We start from the raw sequence: 21482 nt of genomic DNA, 5'->3' as shown, positions 1-21482 counted from the left end.
TATTCTTCCGGCTTTCTTTAGTTTTTCATGAACATGGTGGAGTCCATGCGCTGTTCTTCAGTAGATATGCCGGCTTCTTTGATAAAGTTTTTTGTAAGGTTTAGAAAGGAGGCAAAGATTAAATCTTCCTGTTCAGGGTGTTGTACCAGATAGCGATATACTCTTGCTCTGAAATCATATAGGGTTTTTTCTGCCAGATTTATTTCTCCCAGGACCCGGATTCCCACTGCATAGTTTACCAGGTAATTGAAGTAGAAGTTGTCAATAAGTTCAACATTAAATAGCATTCCTGTAATAATTTAAAATGAAAATCGTAATTGATTAACTGATTTTAGTATTTTCGTACACAGATACATTCATCCTGTTGATTTCAAAAGTCCCCGTGTCTTCAAAAGCTGGAATAGGTTTACCCAACATCAAGTCATTGAGCCTTCTTACAACCAACTCACCCCATAATCTGGGTCTTTGGGCGATTACCGATACTAATTTGCCCTCTTTTATCAGCCTTACAGTATCAGGAGTTTTATCAAACCCTACACACTTTATACCTGTTTTCAGCTCATCATGTAACTTTTCCACCAGCAACCCCGCTTCTGAATCCAGGCACACAAAACAATCAAAACCAGAATGCTTCCTTATTATGCTCTTCAAATTTTTAATCCTGTTATTTATATTCCCCGCATCCGATAAATCAATATCAAGAATTTTGATGTCGGGATATTTTCCAATAGCTTCTTTAAAACCTTCCAGACGTTGTTTCATATTTAATTGGACTAATGCACCACTAATAGTTACAATTACCCTGCCCCTTCCATCCAGTATCTTGGCCACAGCTTCTCCCACTGCTTTCCCCGCTTGAAGATTGTCGGTGCCGATGAACGATTTTGTACCCGAGTCGGGCAGGTCCGTATCAAAAACAATAACATTGATGCCTTTTTTTATTGCTTTACTCACCGCATTTCTGACTTCCGGAGCATCTATGGGCCCTAGTCCTATTCCCGATATGCCTTTTTCTGTGAATTCTTCTATGAGTTTTGCCTGTTCTTTTGCATCTAGTTTTTTGGGTGCTGCACATAATATATCGATGCCTAGCTTTTTTCCAGCCTCCCGAGCCCCATCAAATGTATCTTTGAAGAAAGGAATGTCCACGCCGGGAATCACTGCAAAACATGCAGTTTTCTTTTCTAATTTATTAAAGTTGAACATTTCTATTTGCTTATCAAGGTTCTTTATCAGTGTATCCAGATTCGATGCCAGTTGCACCATTATCTCTACTGAATTTGTCTGAGTATACATAAGGGATACGATCTCTTCGGTTGATGCAGCAGTCTCCTCCGAAACAGAAGCAATATTCGTAATTGAATCGAATAATCTCGTTTTATAATCGCCAAGTTGGTTAATGCCTTCTCTAACTATCATTAACTGGTCGTATAATTCTTTAATGGCATCCGATATACTCTTAAACACTTCCTCTGTTTTATGCACGGAGTCAATCTGAGTCACAATTGCTTCCATGGTTGAATGGATAGTCTCGGTAGTGTTCGCCACCCGCTTTTGAATATCCGATATAATTTTTACTATATCGTTGCCGGATGTTAAACTCTGGTCGGCAAGTTTTTTAATCTCTCCCGCAACAACTGCAAATCCTCTGCCTGCTTCGCCTGCCCTGGCCGCTTCAATTGCCGCATTCAGGGATAAAAGATTGGTCTGGCTGGCAATAGATGTCATTACTTCTGTTATATGTGTGATATTTTGAGCCATGTTGCTCAACTCTTTAACTCGCTCAGTTATGTCTCTTATATTGCTCTCAGACAACCTGCTTTTATGTATGAGCTCGCTAATGTTTTGTTTGCCAAATTCGGTCATCTGCTGCACAATATCCGCTTTCTTTGACATTAACTCAGCCGAATTTGCTACTGATTCCATTTTTTGGATAAGCTCATTGGATATTGCAAGACAAGCTTCTGCATCCTCTGCCTGCTGGCCTGCTCCTTTTGCCACCGATTCAGATGCGGCGGAAATTTCCCCTGCTGCATGTGAGGATTGGCCGGCAGTATCATTTACAACACCGGTAAGGTGCTTTACCTGTTCCATCGATACAAAGACATTTGCCATGACATCGTGGAACTGCTTTATTATTGAACAGACACCCTGCGACAATTCGCTTAATTCACTATATGAATATTCGCCTGGTGCAGTGGTTAAATCCCCCTGCTGAACCCTGCCGACTGTTTCTATAATACTCTTTATATTTTTTGAAAAAGTTCTTGATACAACCAATTGAATAATCAATCCTGCCACTGCCAGGCCCTCGAATATACACATAACCGGCCGGACAGTGCCTTTGATTTCCGCTGGAAGTTTGGGCGACACAGTAAAAAAGATAATGCCGAGAATTGCAACTGGCAGAAAGCCGAGAAAAAAATAAACCAGATTGAAAAGAGCCCTGATTGAAATACGCCTCTTCATCGCTATCCCCTCTTAACAATTAGACTTTATGGCATTTTGATACAAAACATATGCATGTTAATAGCGCTATCAAAGCATAAAAAAAATTAATCAAAGGTGACAGCACCTTATCTTTTGTGCCGCCACCTCAGGTTTTTTTATTGCAGTTCTATAGGCTCAGCCAGGCTCTTTGGCGCAGCGATATCACTGTTGAATTCATCCAATGCAAAGACTTTTACCCGGTAGGCACTGTTTTGCGGATCTATTATGTTGAAGTGGGCTATGACTTCTTCTTCTTCTGGCCTTATGTCTTTTTCTACTGCTATTATGCTTATCGGTGTTGTGCCTTTCATTAGCTGGAACACTATTGCTTCTTTGCCTTCATGTGTCGTTATCCCTTCTGTTGGTCTTATTTTTACTGTCGCTTTGATGCCGGTTGTCCTATCCAGATTGCTTTCAGTTATGATGGTAAAGGGTTTTTCTTCTTCCGACTTAAGTTCCAGGCTGTTTATGGCTTGCTGCAGCCCTGATAGAGCCTCATTTATTTGTTCCTGGGTCGCATCAGGATTGTTATATACACTTTTTGCATGGCTTAGTGCTTCCTGGAAGTTTGCCCACGATACGGTTGTATAATCTTCTTGATTAAGGTTTTCTGCGTAGTCTATTTTTGCTTTAAGTTGTGTCTTGTCTGTTATGTTTTGTCGTGGATTGATTTGTACGGTCTTGCTTGAAGCAGTCGCATTTATCACATCGCCTTCTGGAGTTTTTATTTCGGCTTTTGTTATGTTTATTGCTCCTTCTTCTGTTTCGTTTACGTCTTTTGCTTTAAATGTCATGTCGAATAATTTAATATCTTCATTGGCACTTATGGGTTGGCTGGCAGATAGTGTTATTTTCAGTAAGCCCGGTTCTTGATATACATTGTCTATTATCAGTTTGTCGTTTGATTCTTCGCAGGTGATAAATTCGAAAAGGTCTTCATCGTATTGTGCTGTGATATCGACCGAATAGACTTCGGCATATACGCTTTCTCCCATGCCTCTCAGACCCACGTTGAGTTTGAATTGGGCTTTTGCTTCTACTGTCTCAGGACCATCTATTGTTATTGATCCCTCGGGAAGGTTTGTTTTATCAATGTTCACGATAGCTTTATTTGTTTGAACGGTTGTCCCGTTAAGCGTTATATCGGCCCATACTTCTATCGCATCAATATCTCCTACTAATGATGATATGTTTAACATGACCGGATCGTATTGTGAGTCTACATATGCGATATCCGGATGGCTTACCTGGTATTGGATGATTGCATTAGTTAAATCAGCAGGAGTTCCATCACTCATCAAACCGCTCAATGTTACTACAGCATTGTTGCCAGGCTTGATCTTATTAGGTGTTACCTGTAGATTTGTGCTCTGCAATACTGGTGTTTGGTTCCCTGTTACAATGAGTTTGGCATCTGCCCAGCTTGCATGGTCGTGCCCATTTGATCCATTGGGATCTACTACCAGACGCAGTTCTTTTACGCCTGTAATATCCACGCTAATAAACTTCTGCTCTACTTTCCCTGACATTACTCCGCTATTATAAAGTTCAACTCCATCTCCGTATACTTTGAATATGATGCTTGTATTTGCCGGTTTTGATGCTCCATGGTCTCCTCCTACGTAAGATTCAAAAACGTTGAATCCAAGCCCATCAAGGTTATATACGATTTCTGACAAAGCATGAACGCCCAGTCCTTTTTCGTATGTTATAACAGCGCCTCCTGGGCCGATTAATCTGATTGGGTTGCCTGATACTGCCACATCCTTGCCGATTGTGCCCCAGCCTGTCGTTGCACTTACCCATTCCATGTCGCTTAAATACACGTAAGATGAAGAATTAAATTTAATAGTATAGGTACTTTTTAGCAAACCATCAAGTGTTCTAACATGAATTAAAGCTTCGCCGGGCAATTGTTCCGCATTAATCACTTCTACAATCAAATCATTGCGCGAATAAACTGCTTCCACTACAGGCAACTGCTGCCCGCCCAGATTCGTCAATGTCAGCTCATAATTTAAAATATCGCTGTTAAAACCACTGATTGATTTGCCATTCACTTTTATATCGTCCAACAAATTCAAATTAATTTGACGTTTGCTCAATTCCATTGGATTCATCGAGTTTGTTATCGGTCTCAAAAAATAGCTATAAGAATAAGATTTATTAGTGGGAAGCATGTACTGTGACAGTGCGGTTCCTGACCAACTATTCCACACACCCATCTGCCTGTAATTTACTTCCAGCACAATATCGTTCGTTTTCTTCAAAGAATACGTATGAGTGGCGTCATCTAGATCAGCATCAGTATAGTGCAATGCGCTAAAATCAAACGTCGGCAATCCGCCTATCATCAATCCAAAACCCTCATTATCGGTCAAAGTAAGCCAACGGGCGTCCATCTTGTTTCCTGTATCCTGAGGATTGGGATAAGGGAAATACTGCTCATCAACTGTACTGTTGTAAATACCTACAAATGCTCCGTCATAACGATCCCAATAGTGATCATGCTCGCCGCGACCGTACCATTTTAAATTTTGAAACTCTCCCGGAATCATCATTTCCATACCAATTTCCGGAATTTCGGATAAAGAACTATCAGGTTTTAGAGCACCTCTAACAATCACTTCACCGCTGCCAAAAATATAATAACTCATCCTATATATAGACGATCCGGCTTTTGGCAAACTGGCATCCACTTGAATAACTACCAATTTGTCGTTCATCTTATCAACAGTAATTTTTTCCACATTCATATTGCTGCCTGCATATTTCCATGCTGCATCACGCGTCGTCATTCCATTCATTACATCATTATCTACAGGTGCTCTCCAGAAATTCGGCGCAGGGCCTGTTTTTAACAATTCTTTTCCCTGATATTCAAATGAAGAAAATGTTCCTTTCGTTTTATCAAATACTATTTCAAAATCCGGGCCTGATACATCCACCTGCGTATCAGATTCATCCATGGAAAGCGACGGCATGTTCTGTGTGTCAAATCCTGGTGCCGCCGGTGATTCATACGGCATTTTAAACTGCATTCTTGCAACTTCATAGCCTTTTGGTGCCCAGCTTTTATCTTCTTTCAATCTCACACTCACATTGAGCCAGTACTCCGAACCAGCCTTCAATACAGGCTTTTCAATTGGAAAACTTATTGTTGCAACAGAACCGCCAGGAAGATCAATATTCAAACTCCCTTCCTGGATTACATTCCCGTCTTCAGTCAATGTCCAGTTGGTATCATATTCATTTAAATTAGTAAACAAATTTTGATTCCAAATTTCAATCTGATTCTGTTCAAGATTTGTAGATTTTACTTTAAAGTTTTGATACGCCACTTTAATGTCATAAAGCTCAGGCTGCGGTGTCCTGTCCGGGTTGGTAACCCCATTCATGCAAAAAATTCCATCAGTATTCTGTTCCTTCCAATCTCCTCCATATGAAAAATATGTCTCGCCATTATAACCTTCAGGAATAGGCAATCCGTCGACGCCCCCATCTACGGGGAGTCTTACCGATTGGTCCGACCAATCCCAAATATAACCACCCTGAAGATTGGCATATTTGTCTATCAACTCCCAGTATTCCTTCACATTGCCGCAACTGTTTCCCATTGCATGCAGATACTCACACATAATATATGGTTTTGAGTTTCCGGATTTTCCATAATTCTCAACAGTAGACAGCGACGGATACATCTCACTTTGAAAGTCAGCAATAGTATTGTCCGCCTGAAAATGTATCAATCTTGTCGGGTCATTTTCTTTCAGCCAATTTCTTGCATTAATAAAGGGCGTACCTGAACCACATTCATTCCCTAAAGACCAGAAAATAATCGAAGGATGGTTTTTATCCCTTTCATACATATCATAAATACGCTGCTCCACTGCAGGATGCCAGGCTGAAAACTGATCTCCTGCCGCAAACGGCCTTGCACTGTGTGTTTCATTGTCAGCTTCATCCATCAAATACATACCATACTCATCCGCAATATCGTATAATACCTGTGAATGTGGATAATGCGCCAGTCGGATGGCATTAATATTGAATTTTTTCATCAATAATACGTCTTTGAGTATTTGTTCTTTTGTCATTGCATAACCTGTATCAGGATGAACTTCATGATAATTAACACCTTTTATCCAAATAGGTTTTCCGTTAATTTTAACCTGACCACCGCTCAATTCGATCTCACGAAAGCCTACTCTGGAGCTCAATATTTGAATAACATTTCCGCTTTCATCTTTCAAACTGAGAACCATCTTATATAAATCAGGCTTTTCGGCAGACCATTTTAATGGATTTATCACTTTTTTTGTCTGACTTAATGTTGTTTCACTTTCATTTTCATGCAGATCTGCATTAATTTGCATTGGCGATTCAAACGCGGGAGTATTATCCCAGTTATACAGCATCGCTTCTACTTTATATGATTTATTTTCTCCGCTGTTATTTTCTATTGATACGTTCAAATACAAATCAGCATTTTGGTAATTCTCGTCAAGATCGGTCCTAATATTATAGTCTCTAATTCTTACTTTAGGAGCTGCATACAAATATACATCACGGAAAATACCGCTTAAATCTATCATATCCTGATTCTCCAGCCAGGCACCGTCGGACCATCGATATACTTCAACCGCAAGCGTATTAACCCCTGTTTTTCAAATAGGGCGTGATTTTGAAATCCCTGGCCATAAAACTATCTTCGCTATAACCCACCTTATTTCCATTAACCCATACATAATATGCTGATTTTACACCCTGAAAGGAAATATAGACATCCTGCCCGTTCCAGCTCTCGGGAACGGTAAAAGTGCGGCGGTACGAACCTACTTCGTTATGGTTGACGGGTACTGATTTAGAATCTGAAGTGACTTTAGTTGTCGCTCCCACATATTCACTATAGCCTTCCCAGGGTACTTCCTGATTCATATAGATAATCTGCCCGTATCCCTGGATTTGCCAGTTGCTTGGAACCGGTATTTCAGACCATGCAGAGACATCATAATCCTCTTTATAAAAATCTATCGGTCTTTCATTTGGATTCTCCGACCACTTAAATTTCCATTTTCCATTCAAAGATTGGTAATATGGAGATTGTTCATAACCAAATGTGAGGGCAGAATTAACATCAGAATAAGATATGGTTCTGACGCTCATTTTTTCAGCTCCCACGCTGAAGACGCCAGGCGTCCCATTCCACTCGGTTCCGGTAAAATCTGCTGCCAAAGTAGGAATTACATTTACCAAAGGACCAAATGCGAATAACAATATTAAAACAATGCTTATCAATTTTCTGTTCATATCTATTTCACCCTCATATAAATTAATAGCATCATTTTGTCATCAATAAGTTATAAATCCTGTAAATTATTACCGCTGTTTCCGCCCTTGTGGCATTTCCCCTGGGGTTAATCCTATTGTTATCTGCACCTTTGATAATGCCGTTTTTTATAAGTGCAGCTACTCCCTCCATAGCATAGTCCGACAATTCATTTGCATCAATAAACTTTTTAATATCTTCATCAGTACCGATAGTATTTATATACCCTTTTGCTTTTAGAGCCCGATATACTATTACCATAAGGTCCTGTCGGGTTATCTGAGCTTGAGGATTGAATCTGTTGTTGCCCATTCCATTAATTATACCGAGCTTTTTGGCCGCGGCTATAGCATCATAGTAATAATCAGACTCTTTGACATCAGCAAAGTTATCATTATACTCGGCTTCAAGCCCCATTGCCCTTACTAAAAGCAGGATAAAATCAGCTCTTGTTATATTCTTTTCGGGACTAAATGTATTGCTCGAAGTGCCTTTAATGATACCTTTTGATGCTAAAAATTCTATTTCATCTTTAGCCCACGGAAAATTATTCATGTCATTAAAGTTCTTTTTTTGAATTTCAGATATGGGTTCTTTCTCTACGTTCGTTTCTGTAGTCTTTGAGGAAGAATTTTTTTTGCTGCTTCCACCGCCGCTGCTCTTTTTCGTAACGGTTACTTCACATTTTGCTGTCTTACCACCATCTTCAGTTTTTACTGTAATGGTTACGGTGCCTGCAGATTTGGCTATTACTTTCCCTGTATTATCTACAACCGCTATATTATCGTTGCTGGATGACCAACTTACATTTTTGTTCGTCGCATTTTCAGGATATATCGTGGCTGTAAGTTTATATGTTTCTCCAACTTCAAGGCTTAAGCTTGTTTTGTCCAATCTTATCTCGCTTACGCTTATAATTTCTGATTGTTTTGTTACTTTGAAAGTTACTGTATCTATAATGCTTCCTTGCCCTGCTATAACTGTGTAGTATCCTTCAAGAGCATCTTCAGGAAGTGTAAATTTATCTTGAAACGGACTCCCCTTTATTACATTCAAATACAACACAGTGTTATTCGGTCTCAATACTTTTATAGTAGTTTCGTCGAGTGAAGAATTGCCAGATATAATTACTTCATCACCCGCCTTTTTATCATTAATTGGATTGAGCTTTACAGCCCCCGCAGCCATTGCAGGTATCGGCGCAAGTGTTATCATTATCGCAATTATAGTAATAAGGGTGATTATTCGCCTTTTCATGGTTATCAATCCTTTTTATCTTTTTTCAGAGAAGGTGACGGCACCTTATCTTTAGTGCCGCCACCTCAGGTTTTTTTATTGCAGTTCTACTAGCTCAGCCAGGCTATTTAGCACAGTTATGTCACTATTTCTGATTTTCAATTTAAAAATATTTAATGTGTTATCCTTAAAACTAGCTGGAAACATATTAGGAGGCGCACAATGCCTCACCCATTTTCTCTTTCGGTTTCTCATATCTCCGCTATGAAACCATCTCCGCTTTTAATGCTCTATTTTGACTTTACCTTTGATTCTCGCGACCTTTGCTACTGGCTGAGCATCCTGTATATTATCACGGCTACTTCTGCTCGAGTTGCAGTGCCTTTTGGATTTAGATATGCCCTGTCGCCTTTTACTATTCCAAGTTTAACCAGTGCTGCAACACTTTCTACAGCATAATCCGCTACTTCTGATGCATCCGAATAAGCGGCAAGGTCTGCTCTTGTTCCTGTTTCTGAAATCTTTCCTGCATGTTTCATCACTCTGTATGCCAGCACCATCATATCCTGCCTTGTAATTTGGCCTCTTGGGTTGAATATGTCTTTGCCTGTGCCTGTGGCTATTCCGAGTTCTTTTGCTATGCCGAGGGCGTCATAGTAGTAGTCGTTTTCTCCAACATCTTTAAAATTCGTTTTAAAACTTGCCTTCAGATTGAATGCCCTCACCAGCATCAACATGAAATCAGCTCTTTTTATGTTTTTGCCGGGGTCGAATGTTTTTGCGGATGTTCCCTTTATTATGCCTTTTCCAGCAAGGTCTTCTATTGCCTCTTTAGCCCAGGAATAGCCTGTCAGGTCGGCAAATTCCTGCTGTTCGGCCGTTGTCTGTGTCGTTTGAGTTTCCTGGCCGGATGTTGTTGTCGTTGTTTTGGAACTGCTTTCTTTTTTGTTTTTGCCGCTGCTTCCGCTGCTTGATGTTTGGTTTGTAATAGTCACATTGAAGGTTCCGCTTACTCCTGATCCATCTACAGCCGTTGCTACTACTTTCACTAAGCCGTTCTTTTTTGCAGTCAAAAGCCCTGAAGTACTTATAGTTGCCTTATCAGTTGCTGAACCGTCTTCATTATACACCGCCCAGGTTACTGTCTGATTTGCTCCTTCCGGCAGCACGGTTGCAATCATTTGCAGCGTCCCGCCTTTTGTTGAAATCGAGGCAGCGCCTGAACTGCTTTTTATTGTTATTGATTGAGCTAATGGAGCGGTGTTTTCCTGTTGATTTACGATTGTAATGTAAGTATAGCCTGATACGCCGGAACCATCCGTTGCAGTTGCTACTACTTTAACAACGCCGTCTTTATATGCTTTCAAAAGACCCGTATTACTTATTTCTGCAATATCTGTTTCTGAGCCATCTTCATTGTATACCGCCCAGGTTACTGTCTGACTGGCTTCGTTCGGTGTTATTTCCACACACATCTGTAGTGTTCCGCCTTTTGTATTAATAATATCGACATTTTCTGAACCTCTCACCAATATTGACTCAGCCAGCACAAACTGATTTGTTATTTTTATATCCACACTATCTGATACAACATCCCCATATTCATCGCGCTCTTCTGCTTCCGCATAGACCCTAACTGTTCCGTTGCCTTCTCCTGTTGCTTTTAAAAGCCCGTTAGCATCTATAGTAGCTAAATCAGTATCTGAACCGTCAGGATTATACACCGCCCAAGTTACTGTCTGATTAGCATTGCTTGGCCATACTACAGCATAAAGTTGCAGCGAACCCTTTGCCGAATCTATAGAATACTTGCCGCTTGCACTCTTTAATTGTATAGCCGTTGGTGTATTTGAAGCGGACGATGAGTACCCGTATACCTTGAATTCGTAAAAGGATGCCCATGCGCTTGAAGAAGACATACCCGTAATCGTTATCCTGACAAACCTGCCCTTTGAGCCCTCCGGAAATACGTCATTCTGCACCTGTTGCGCTGTAGTATTATTTGTATTGTCTACAAGCGTCGTCCATTTAGAGTAATCATCCGATGATTCTATCTTATACTTGTATGCAACTGAACCCAATTCCCAGATTGCCTGAGAACCAACAATCCTGCAGCTTGTTCCTAAATCGACCAGCCACCACTGCGGAGTCGACCCGCTCGACGCGCACCATCTCGTACTTGTGCTTCCATCGTTTCCAAAACTCGGTATGTTACCGGATTCATTTGTCAGGGCCATGACCGTCTTTCCCTGAGAAATAACTTTTGCTCCCTGATTCTCGATTGTTATTTCGGCAGTGCCGCATACGCCCGAATCGTCATTTGCTTTGGCCACAACAACCACTACTCCGTCTTTCTTTGCCGTAAGCAGCCCGCTCTTGCTTATTTCTGCAATGTCGCTCTTGTCAGGATTGTCGGCATTGTATACAGACCATGTCACTGTTTGTATTGCGGCATTTGATGGCGATACAGTCGCCTGCATCTGCAATGTTCCTCCAGGCAGTGAGATTTTATTCTGATTGTTTTTCCCACTTACTGTTATACTCGAAACTCTAACTGAGCTATCCGAAAGTATAGAAAGGCTCATCTTGCTTAATTCCATTGGGTCTTCTTCATTCGTTACAGGCCTTAATCTAAAGCTGTAAGAATAAGTATTGCTCGACGAAAGTTGATACTGCGAATGCGGCTTGGCGTTGGAACTCCAGCTATCGTCTCCGCCGACTCCCATCTGCTTGTAATTTATTCTAAGATATACATCGTCGCTCTTTGTCAACTGGAATGGATGAGTCTTACTCTCCAGTTCAGACGCCGAATAATGCAGTGCACTAGCTTCAATCAATGGCTCAGCAGAATCTATGTCTCCAGATACCATAAGCCCAGTTCCATCGTCGTTCGTCAATGTCAGCCAGCGAATATCCGTCCTGTTGCCATTTTCAGAAGGCTGAATATATGGGAAGAACTGTTCAGATACCGTGCTCTCATAAACTCCCACCTGTGTGCCGCTGTTTCTGTCGCAGTAATTTTCCTGCGGCCCTCTGCCGTACCACTTCATGTTTTCAAATTCACCGGGTAATTGCACTTCCATTCCGATTTCCGGTATTATCGGCAGTGATGATGATCCCGGAACAAGTGTTGCATTGACAAGAATATCGCCGCTCCCAAATATCTTGTATGTGTTGGTGTAATTTGATGTCGTGCTTGTGGGAAGCGTTGATGTCACATAAATATCAATCTCTTTGCTTGAAACCTGCTGTACCGTGACACCGGTAACGGTCCTGTTCTGCCCTGCAGTCTTCCAAGTGCTGCACGTATTTGGCATTCCCCAGCCTTTGTCGTTGTCCGTAGGCGCTCTCCAGAAGTTTGGCTCAAGGGCGCTTTTGAATAGTTCCTTTCCTTTAAAGATAAATGAAGTAATGGCTCCTTTTGTTTTGTCAAAAGTCAATTGAAAATCACTGTTGCTTATTACCGCAGACGAAGATGTTTCGTTGAGCGTCAGATCCTGCATTGACGCCTGGTCTACTTTATTCAACTGGGGTGTTTCAAACGGCACTTGCATCTGTGTCGATGCGATAACATAACCCTTCGGTGCCCACCACATGTCTTCAGACAGTGTGAAATTTATTGTCAGCCAGTACTCCGCTCCTGGCTTTGTTTCCTGCGGCATTGTAAACGGAATGGTGACAACCTTGCTAGTAAGAGGCTCTATATCGAGTTTGGGCAAATCGCCTTGTTCTATTATCTTGTCATCTTCCTTCAATACCCAGGAAGCATCGTATTCATTCAGATTGGTAAACAAGAACTTATTCTTTATTTCAACCTGTCCGGACAGAATATCTACCGCACTCACCCCGATGTTTTCGTACACGTGCTTCACTTCCGTAAGTTGCGGTTTGGGCGTTCTGTCTCCGAGTATCAGGCCGTTCGCACAGAAGTTATCGTCATTTGGATAATCTCCCCAGTCCCCTCCGTATGAAAGATATTTAGAGGCTCCGCCCGGGTTATCTTCTGGATTGTTCATTTTGGATTCAAATTCATCAAAATCCATCCACAAAACGACATCTTGATCATCTGGCGAATAGCTGGAAGTTCCATTGTACTCTGCTGAGATTTCTGAACCTGTTAGAGCTTTTTTAAATATGCGGACATCGTCAATCAATCCGCTCATGTAGGTGCTCTTTTCTTCATTTTTCCCGATGGACACGGCGTATGAATTGCTCCCGCTTCCGACTGAGCATGATTTCGTGGCGACCTGCACACCATCCACATACAATCTCAACGTGTTCCCGTCATATGTTCCTGCCAGATGATGCCAGTTTCCAACCCAGTTGGGTATATTTGAAATTTTGTAAGATGCTGTATACCATGTGTTTGATTTATACAAATAAAATTCTATCTGCTGGCTGCTGCCTGAAAAATGCAGCGCGTATTGCGTATCCCCTTTTGTTATATACTCGCTGTTTATAACTGCTGCAGTGGGTTTCACCCAGCATTCAAGCGTTATCGGATTTGTCCCGCTTATGTTGAGCGCCGAAGAATTCGGCAGGGTCATCCATCCGTGAATTGATTTGTCATCAACATTTCCCGTTCTTCCGCTGCTCAAGACTCCTGTCAGCTCCGCTTCAAACCCGTTCTGACTTTTATCCTTGGTTACAGTTGCGGTATCCTTCCACAGAGTCTGATCGACCCAGTCCCATATAAAGCCTCCGCTGCACTTATCAAAGCTTTCATATACTTCCCAGTACTCCTGCAGATTTCCCACGCTGTTCCCCATTGCATGAGAATATTCGCACTGTATATAAGGCTTCGTGTTTGACGGGTTTGAGCAGTAGCTTGCCACTGTCTGTTTTGTGGCATACATGTTGCTGTATATATCTGCCACGCTATTATATCCCTCGTAATGGACTGGCCTTGTGGGATCATTTGCATGGATCCATGCGGCTATGTTGTTGAAGTTGCTGCCGCTGCCCGCCTCATTTCCCAGCGACCAAATGATAACTGAAGGATGGTTTTTGTCTCTTTCCACCAGATTCTTGACCCTGTCCACGCACGAATTGGTCCACTTGGAATCGCTGGCAGGTATTGTGCCGCTTGCGCCGTGTGACTCAAGATTTGCTTCATCCAAAACATAAATTCCGATTCTGTCGCACAGTTCATACCAGTACGGATCATTTGGATAATGCGAACACCTTACTGCATTTATATTGTTCTGCTTCATTAGCTTTATGTCTTTCAGCATCGTTTCTACAGGGATATACTTGCCGGTCTGGGGATCGATTTCACATCTGTCCACGCCTTTAAGCATTATATGCTTGCCGTTTATCCTCAATTGACTGTTTACTATTTCTATTTCACGAAAACCAACCTTGCAGCCTTCGGCTTCCAGCACATTTCCTGATGAATCTTTTAATGTCAGAACAAGATTGTACAGATTTGGATGTTCCGCTGACCATTTTTTCGGGTCCGAAACAATCTTGCTTTTTGATATTGAAGCCTCCGAGGGGCCACTTCCAAGATTGTAATTCATCTTTACAGGCTGATTGAAAACCTGCTCTCCGTTTTCGTCGTAGAGCATGGCTTCCACCGTAAACGACCCGCCGGCATAGTTCTTATCGTAATTTTTCAAAAAAGCGGTTATGGTCATATTTGCGTCTTTGTAATCGGAATCGAGGTCGGTTACAACCTTAAAATCTCTTATGTGAACCTTCGGCGTTGAATAAATGAAAACATCCCTAAATATGCCGCTCAAACGGATCTGGTCCTGATCTTCAAGATAGCTTCCGTCCGTCCATCTGTAAACCTTGACAGCAATTATATTTTCTCCCGGATGAACATAATCCGTTATATCAAAATCTGCCGGCGACATGCTGTCCTCGCTATAACCGACCGCCTGTCCGTTGATCCAGACATAAAAACCTGCGGAAACTCCCTGGAATGAAATGAATACCCTTCTGCCATCCCATTCATCCGGAAGCGTAAATGTCCTCCTGTACATTCCAACCGGATTGTATGCCGTGGGTGCAGGCGCACTTGATGCGTTCAGGCTTTCTGCGAATACCCATGGAAATGTAGTATTTGTATATATCGGGGTATCAAAGTCCTGGGAAACCTTGTTTCCGGGGACAAAACCCTGGGTCTGCCAGTTGCCTGGAACATCGATGTCATTCCATGAACTAACATCGAAATTTTCTTCATAAAAATTATCAGTAGCATCTGCGGGCCTCGGAACTAGTTTAAACTTCCATACGCCGTTCAACAGCCTTAAATAATCTGTCTCCTTTTTAAAGCCTATAGGATTATCCGGGTCTGTGGCATCCCGCATAATCTCGCTCAATGCGGTTTCCGAATCTTTATACGGAATCAGGGTAGCATGTGTGCTTTCCCGATTTACCTGAACGATAGGTACATTCGTTGTTCCTCCGCTCCATTCATTGAATGTTATAACATCCGCAAATGCAACCACAGGCAAGTTTGTCAATACGAAGATGCTGAGCACAAGAATTGTCAACCACTTTTTCCACACAAAGTCTGCCTCCTTCTTAATCCCAAATTTTTCTCTCATAATTTAACCGTTGCATCTTCCCCTCCAAATTCCACCACTGAATCAATGAGCGAATTTCTATTTCTTCGCGAGGTATTTCCTGATATCAATGGATACTGCCACTACGATTACTATACCTTTTAAGATATACTGCCAGTATGGATTAATGCCGATGAAAGTGAGGCCATAGTTTATTACGCCGAAGATGAGCACACCGGCTAATACTCCCGGAACAGTCCCGACGCCCCCGGTCGTGGATACGCCCCCGACAAAGCAAGCTGATATGGCGTCGAATTCATACATGAATCCATAGTTGTTAGTTGCTCCGCCGGTCCTTGCCGCCTCCAGCACTCCAGCAAATCCAAAGCATGCGCCGGCGATGGTATATATGAGAAGAAGCATGAGTTTCACGTTTATTCCGGATACTTCCGCAGCTTGTCTATTGCCTCCAATGGCGTAAGTATATTTTCCGAACGACGTCCTGGTGAAAACTATCCAGGCAACAGCAGCAATTATTATTGCTATAATTACTATTATGGGTATTGGCCCGATGGAGCCGGAACCCAAAAATGTAAAGTCCTTCCTCAAGCCGCCTATTGGCTGAGAGTTGTTTGGCGGCAGGTCGAAATATATAGATGTAATGCCGTATGCTATTACCTGCGTTCCAAGGGTCGCAATAAACGGAGGGACGCTGAATTTTGAAATGATCGTGCCGTTTAAAAGGCCTACCATTACTCCGGCCAGGACGGCAATTATTATCGGCAGCCATAGCGGAAGCTGCGGCATGTCAGGAAAGAATCTCCTCGCATACTCGGGTGTCTGGAGCATCGAAGCCGAAAGCACAGCGGCAAGCCCGATGACCCGGCCCGCGCCCAGGTCTACACCGCCGGTGAGCAGGATGCAGAACATGCCTATGGCGATAATCACCCTTGTCGACGACTGCAGGAGTATATCCCTCAATGTAGTAAGCGACAGAAACATCGGATTTACGATTGCAATCGCTGCTATAAGCATCAGCAAAAATATATATATGAAATTTTGCGAAACAAACTCCGTGGCCTTTTTCACATTCTCAGTCCTCATATTAACCTCCATTCCGCCGCTACCGCTGGCGGCACAAATAGTGATGAGTTCTTATTCATGCTATCCTCTCCCAGTCAGGCTATAAACCTTGTGGTCAACCTCATTATTTCTTCTTCAGTAGCTTTATTGCCATCGATAATGCCGGACAGGCGGCCTTCGCACATGACCATTATTCTATCGGACATCCCCAGGAGTTCTGGCATTTCTGAAGATATCATTATTATGCTTTTGCCCTGTTTTGCCAGATCTGCGATTATTGTATATATTTCATACTTTGCCCCTACGTCGATACCTCGTGTAGGTTCATCCAGCAGGAATATTTCCGGTTCTGTCAGCAGCCATCTGGCAAAAAGCACTTTCTGCTGATTTCCTCCCGAAAGGTCTTTTATCAACTTGCTCAAAGAAGGTGTTTTTACCCTGAGCAGTTCCACAGCTTTTGCAACGTCGCTTTTCATCCTTTTGTCATCCAGCAGAAGATTTGGTTTTACGTATTTTAATATATTTGCTATGGCTGTGTTTTCCAGCACCGGCATCATGGGTATAATGCCTGTAAGCCTACGGTCTTCTGTCAAGAGCGCGATTTTGTGCTTTTTTGCATCTATGGGCGATTTTATATCCACTCTTTCACCGTTTATAAATATGTCTCCATGCTCTACCTGTCTTAACCCGAATATGGCTTCTATCAATTCAGTCCGCTGAGCGCCGACAAGACCGCCGACTCCCAGTATCTCGCCCTCTCTCAATTCAAAAGAAACATTTTTAAAGGAATTGGGAACCGTTGACGTGAGGTTTTCAACTTTCATCTTGACCTTTCCCGGCACATTCTGGCGCTTGGGGAACCTGTTGGTGAGGTCCCTGCCGACCATTTTGGAGATTATCATATCTATGTTGAGCTCCGAAGCAGGCCATGTTCCTATGCGCCTTCCGTCCCTCATTATCGTCACTTCATCGGCCACCTTCAATATTTCCTCCATCTTGTGCGAGATATAAATTATAGAAACGCCTCTTCTTTTCAAGTCATCTATAATCTTGAAAAGATGCTCCACTTCGTTTTCGGTAAGTGACGATGTCGGCTCGTCCATTATGATTATTTTTGAGTCATAGGATATTGCCTTTGCAATCTCCATAAGCTGTATTTTTGAAACAGACAGGCTTGCAACCTTTTCATTCGGCTTTATGTCTATGTTCAATTCTTTCAAAAGCGCCTTTGTATCGTCGTACATCCTTTTATGATCGACAAAATTTACAGGCCCATATTTTTTCTGAGGAAACCGCCCCAGCCATATGTTTTCCATGACATTTCTGTACGGCACGGGATGAAGTTCCTGATGAATCATGGATATGCCGTTTTTAAGCGCATCGATGGGGCTGTTTATCTCTACCCTGTTTTTATTCAGAACAATCTCTCCGGAGTCTGGCTTGTAAATCCCGAAAAGGCACTTCATCAAGGTTGATTTTCCCGCGCCGTTCTCTCCTACCAGTGCGTGTATGGTACCCTTTCTGACCTTCAGCGTCACGTCGTCGAGCGCTTTGACGCCGGGGAATTCCTTGGATATGTTGTTTATTTCGAGTACAAATTCATCAGCCATATATACTTCACCTTTTTGTGTTTTATTGTATTGATAAAAAGGGGGCAAGGCAGGCCCGCATTGCCCCCGACTCAATACTTATTTCGCATCGTTTATGTTTTCCTTGGTTATCTTTTTGTAAGGTATCCATACGTACTTGTTGTCGGTTATTTCATACCCCACGTTGCTGCTGTCAGGAACAAGCCCCTGAGCAAGGACGTACGCCAACATGAAAGTTGCTTTCCCTTGATTCTTGGCATCATTCAGCACGGTGCCCAGCATCGTTCCGTCTTCCAGCGCTTGAAGCCCCGGTGCTGTAGCGTCAACGCCCACGACGGGCATGTATTTGTCGCCTTTGAAGTATCCGGCTGCCTTCAATGCCTCTATAGCTCCGAGCGCCATATCGTCGTTGTTTGCAAATACGACTTCAATCTTGTCTTTCTGTGCTGCAAGGAAGGCGGCCATCTTTTCCTGCCCTTTTACGCGGTCCCACATTCCTGTGTCTTCCGCCAGCTTCTCGGTTTTAATGCCTGCATCTTCAACGGCTTTAATCGAATATTTTGTGCGCAGTTCCGCATCCTGGTGGCCCGGTTCGCCCTTCAGCATGACGTACTGCATCACGCCGTCCTTATTTTTGTCGGCTTCCGGATGAGCCTTCCAGTAATCTACAACGATCTGGCCCTGAATTGTTCCGGACTCTTCCGCCTTTGCCCCTACATAATACGCTTTATCCCATTTCTGCATATCATCAGCCAGCGGTTCGCGGTTGAAAAATACCACAGGGATATTCGCTGTCTTCGCCTTATCGATTATAACCCCTGCAGCCGTGCGGTCCACCGGGTTTATGGCAAGCGCGTTCACTTTCTTGCTTATAAAAAGGTCAACCTTGTCATTCTGGGTGGGCTGAGAATTCTGGCTATCTACGATGTCGACCTTCGCTTTACCTTCAGCAGCTTTTGCGATGGTGTCACGGACCGATGTCATGAATGTGTCGTCAAATTTGTATATAGCGCAGCCGATGTAAGGCTGTGCAGCGCTTTGCTGGCTTTCGCCGCTCTGGGAGCTGCCCGAGCTCTGCTCCGATCCTCCGGAGGTAGCCTTTCCGCATCCCGTTAAAATGATTGAGAAAGTTAACAGAAGCGCCAAAATTAGATATACGGTCTTTTTCATAAATTTTCACTCTCCCTTTAACTTTTATATTTTATTGATTGAAACCTCATTTAACATCATTTCGACATCTTTTCTTTTGCATCCGCCAGTCTCCGCTGTCATTGACTTGGCGGCGGATACCGCAACGCCCAGCTTCAGCATCTGTCTAGCATCATAATTTCTTTTCATTGCCACGGCAAAAGCCGCAATCATTGCATCACCGCAACTTACTGTATTTACGGTATGTACTCTGGGCGCCGGTGCATACAAGATTTCGCTTTCAAATGCCATCACAGCTCCTTTTGAGCCGAGTGATATAACCGGCATTTCTACACCCATATTCTGCAGTTTTCTGACAGCAGCCCCAGCTTTTTCTGGACTTTCTATAATCACATCAAGGAGCTGTTCGGCTTCCTTTTTATTTGGTTTTATCAGTGTTGGCCCTGCTTCTATCCCCCCTTTCAAATACTCTCCGCTGGTGTCCAGTATCACCTTCTTTCCGTAATTTCTTGCTATTTTTATCAGAGTTTTATATATATTTACATCCACTCCCCTTGGAGCGCTGCCCGACATGGTTATCACATCGGCCCGCTGCAGGAGGATTTCATATAAGTTTATAAATCTTTCGACATCTTTGGGTGTAAGAAGGGGCCCCGGCTCCAGCAGTTCGGTATGCACATGGGTAGCCTCATCTATAATGTTCACACAGGACCGGGTCTCGCCTTCGATTCTTACAAATTCATGGGGTATGTTCATTTTTGAAAGTTCATGCTCTATAAAACCACCGGCAAAGCCGCCGATGAACCCCGTCGCCATGACTTCTTCTCCGAGAGCGGCAACGACCTTGGTGACATTGAGCCCCTTGCCTCCGGCGGTGTATACGGCCTCCTTTACCCTGGCCACATCGCCTATTTTGAAGTTTTCGACAACATAGGCCTTGTCGATGGATGTGTTTAATGTCACGGTAAGTATCATAATATCAGCCCGCTTTCGAACAGAGACATAATTACGGTTGGGCCATTTTTTTCTTGAACAGATTAATTACATCCACCGGAGTGGGGTCCACTCCCCGGTAGATGGGTGCGTAAAGGGTAATGAAGTCTCCCAGATATACCAGGGAAAACATGCGGCAAAGCCTGTTTTCGCCTTCGGCAAAGATTTCCTTCACTTTCCCCATCCTGCTCTTCAATATATCCAGAGTTATGTCCTTCCTCTTTTTAATTTTGGGACTATCCAGTAGATCATCCCTCAGCATAAGAAGGTAAAATTTTGAGATCAGCTCCTGCGGCATATCCCACCCCACCGCTTCGTCATGATGCAGGCAGGGGATGACATTGTAAAAAGCCATGAGTTTGCTGTTTTCCCCAAACTGGTTTTTTATCCTCCAGGCCACCGAATCGTAGTAATCCAGGGAACCGTACACCAGGGGTATATAGCCGTATAAGTCCATGGCTATCTGTTTTGCCGGGTTTTGCTCTACCGGAGTCTCGGCTCCATACCTCTTTTTGAGGGTGGATAATAGTTGTATGAGTCCTCGGATTTCTTCTTCCTTATCCTGAATAAGGCCGAGCTTTGATAAAATCACCAGCATAGGAATGAATATATATCCTATATCACGGCGGGGATGACCTATATCGTAGGGTACAATAAGGGTCGGAACGCCGTCATTTCGGCACATTTCTGCCAGTTTCCCGCCCGAAGTAATGGCTATCATGAAAGCTCCTTTTTTTATAGCCTGCTCGTAAGCAGCCAGGGTTTCTTCGGTGTTGCCCGAATGAGAAACCACAAATATCAGAGAATCGCTGTCCACAAAAGCTGGCACATTGTATCCCTGATTTACGATTACCGGGATTTCCAGTTCATCAAAAAGGTATGATCTCAGGAGGCCTCCCGCCACCGACGAACCTCCGCCGGTGCCAAGGATTACAATTTCATGAAATTTTCTGCCGGGGTTTTCTATTTCAAAATTTTTACCCAGATCGAGGCTTTCACCGAATTGAACATCATAGTTTTCGGTGGTAATTAAAGAATCCATAGTATCTATTTGTCGGATTTTTTCTACATCATTTAAGTCTATCAATTGCAGTCCTC

General features: G+C 43.0%; 11 protein-coding genes. All 11 read right to left on the bottom strand.

The genetic code is table 11. The features are described 5' to 3' along the window. Positions 1-17: 17 nt before the first annotated feature. The 11 genes from AC6I1H_RS14670 to AC6I1H_RS14620 all read right to left on the bottom strand — a co-directional run bounded on the left by AC6I1H_RS14670 (position 18) and on the right by AC6I1H_RS14620 (position 21471). Positions 18-287, bottom strand: coding sequence for a hypothetical protein (locus AC6I1H_RS14670; RefSeq protein ID WP_497738271.1), 270 nt, complete (start codon positions 285-287; stop codon positions 18-20). Between the two features lie 34 nt (positions 288-321). Further along, positions 322-2469 (bottom strand): substrate-binding domain-containing protein, encoded by a 2148-nt coding sequence (locus tag AC6I1H_RS14665; protein WP_497738270.1) that lies wholly within the window; start codon positions 2467-2469, stop codon positions 322-324. A gap of 137 nt (positions 2470-2606) precedes the next feature. Further along, positions 2607-7085, bottom strand: coding sequence for a glycoside hydrolase family 2 TIM barrel-domain containing protein (locus AC6I1H_RS14660; RefSeq protein WP_497738269.1), 4479 nt, complete (start codon positions 7083-7085; stop codon positions 2607-2609). 58 nt (positions 7086-7143) lie between these two features. Further along, positions 7144-7800: a sugar-binding domain-containing protein gene (locus AC6I1H_RS14655; protein WP_497738268.1), complete on the bottom strand. Its 657-nt coding sequence runs from the start codon at positions 7798-7800 to the stop codon at positions 7144-7146. Positions 7801-7831: 31 nt separating this feature from the next. After that, entirely contained in the window at positions 7832-9076 is a 1245-nt protein-coding gene (locus tag AC6I1H_RS14650) for an S-layer homology domain-containing protein (RefSeq protein ID WP_497738267.1), read from the bottom strand. Positions 9077-9381: 305 nt separating this feature from the next. After that, positions 9382-15573: a glycoside hydrolase family 2 TIM barrel-domain containing protein gene (locus tag AC6I1H_RS14645; RefSeq protein WP_497738266.1), complete on the bottom strand. Its 6192-nt coding sequence runs from the start codon at positions 15571-15573 to the stop codon at positions 9382-9384. 96 nt (positions 15574-15669) lie between these two features. Next, positions 15670-16674, bottom strand: coding sequence for a galactose/methyl galactoside ABC transporter permease MglC (mglC, locus tag AC6I1H_RS14640; RefSeq protein ID WP_497738265.1), 1005 nt, complete (start codon positions 16672-16674; stop codon positions 15670-15672). Positions 16675-16748: 74 nt separating this feature from the next. After that, on the bottom strand, positions 16749-18263 hold the full coding sequence (locus AC6I1H_RS14635; protein WP_497738264.1) for a sugar ABC transporter ATP-binding protein: 1515 nt from the start codon (positions 18261-18263) through the stop codon (positions 16749-16751). Positions 18264-18341: 78 nt separating this feature from the next. Beyond that, complete coding sequence (locus AC6I1H_RS14630) at positions 18342-19412, bottom strand: galactose ABC transporter substrate-binding protein (protein ID WP_497738263.1); 1071 nt, start codon at positions 19410-19412, stop codon at positions 18342-18344. Positions 19413-19436: 24 nt separating this feature from the next. After that, positions 19437-20366, bottom strand: a complete 930-nt coding sequence (gene pfkB, locus AC6I1H_RS14625; protein ID WP_497738262.1) for a 1-phosphofructokinase — start codon at positions 20364-20366, stop codon at positions 19437-19439. A 31-nt stretch (positions 20367-20397) separates the two neighbouring features. Beyond that, positions 20398-21471 carry a bifunctional phosphoglucose/phosphomannose isomerase gene (locus tag AC6I1H_RS14620; RefSeq protein ID WP_497738261.1) on the bottom strand — a complete coding sequence of 358 codons (1074 nt, stop codon included), beginning with the start codon at positions 21469-21471 and terminating at the stop codon, positions 20398-20400. Between the last annotated feature and the right edge of the window lie 11 nt (positions 21472-21482).

Source organism: Biomaibacter sp. TOL (assembly GCF_059717795.1).
This window is presented reverse-complemented; position numbering and strand designations above follow the sequence as displayed.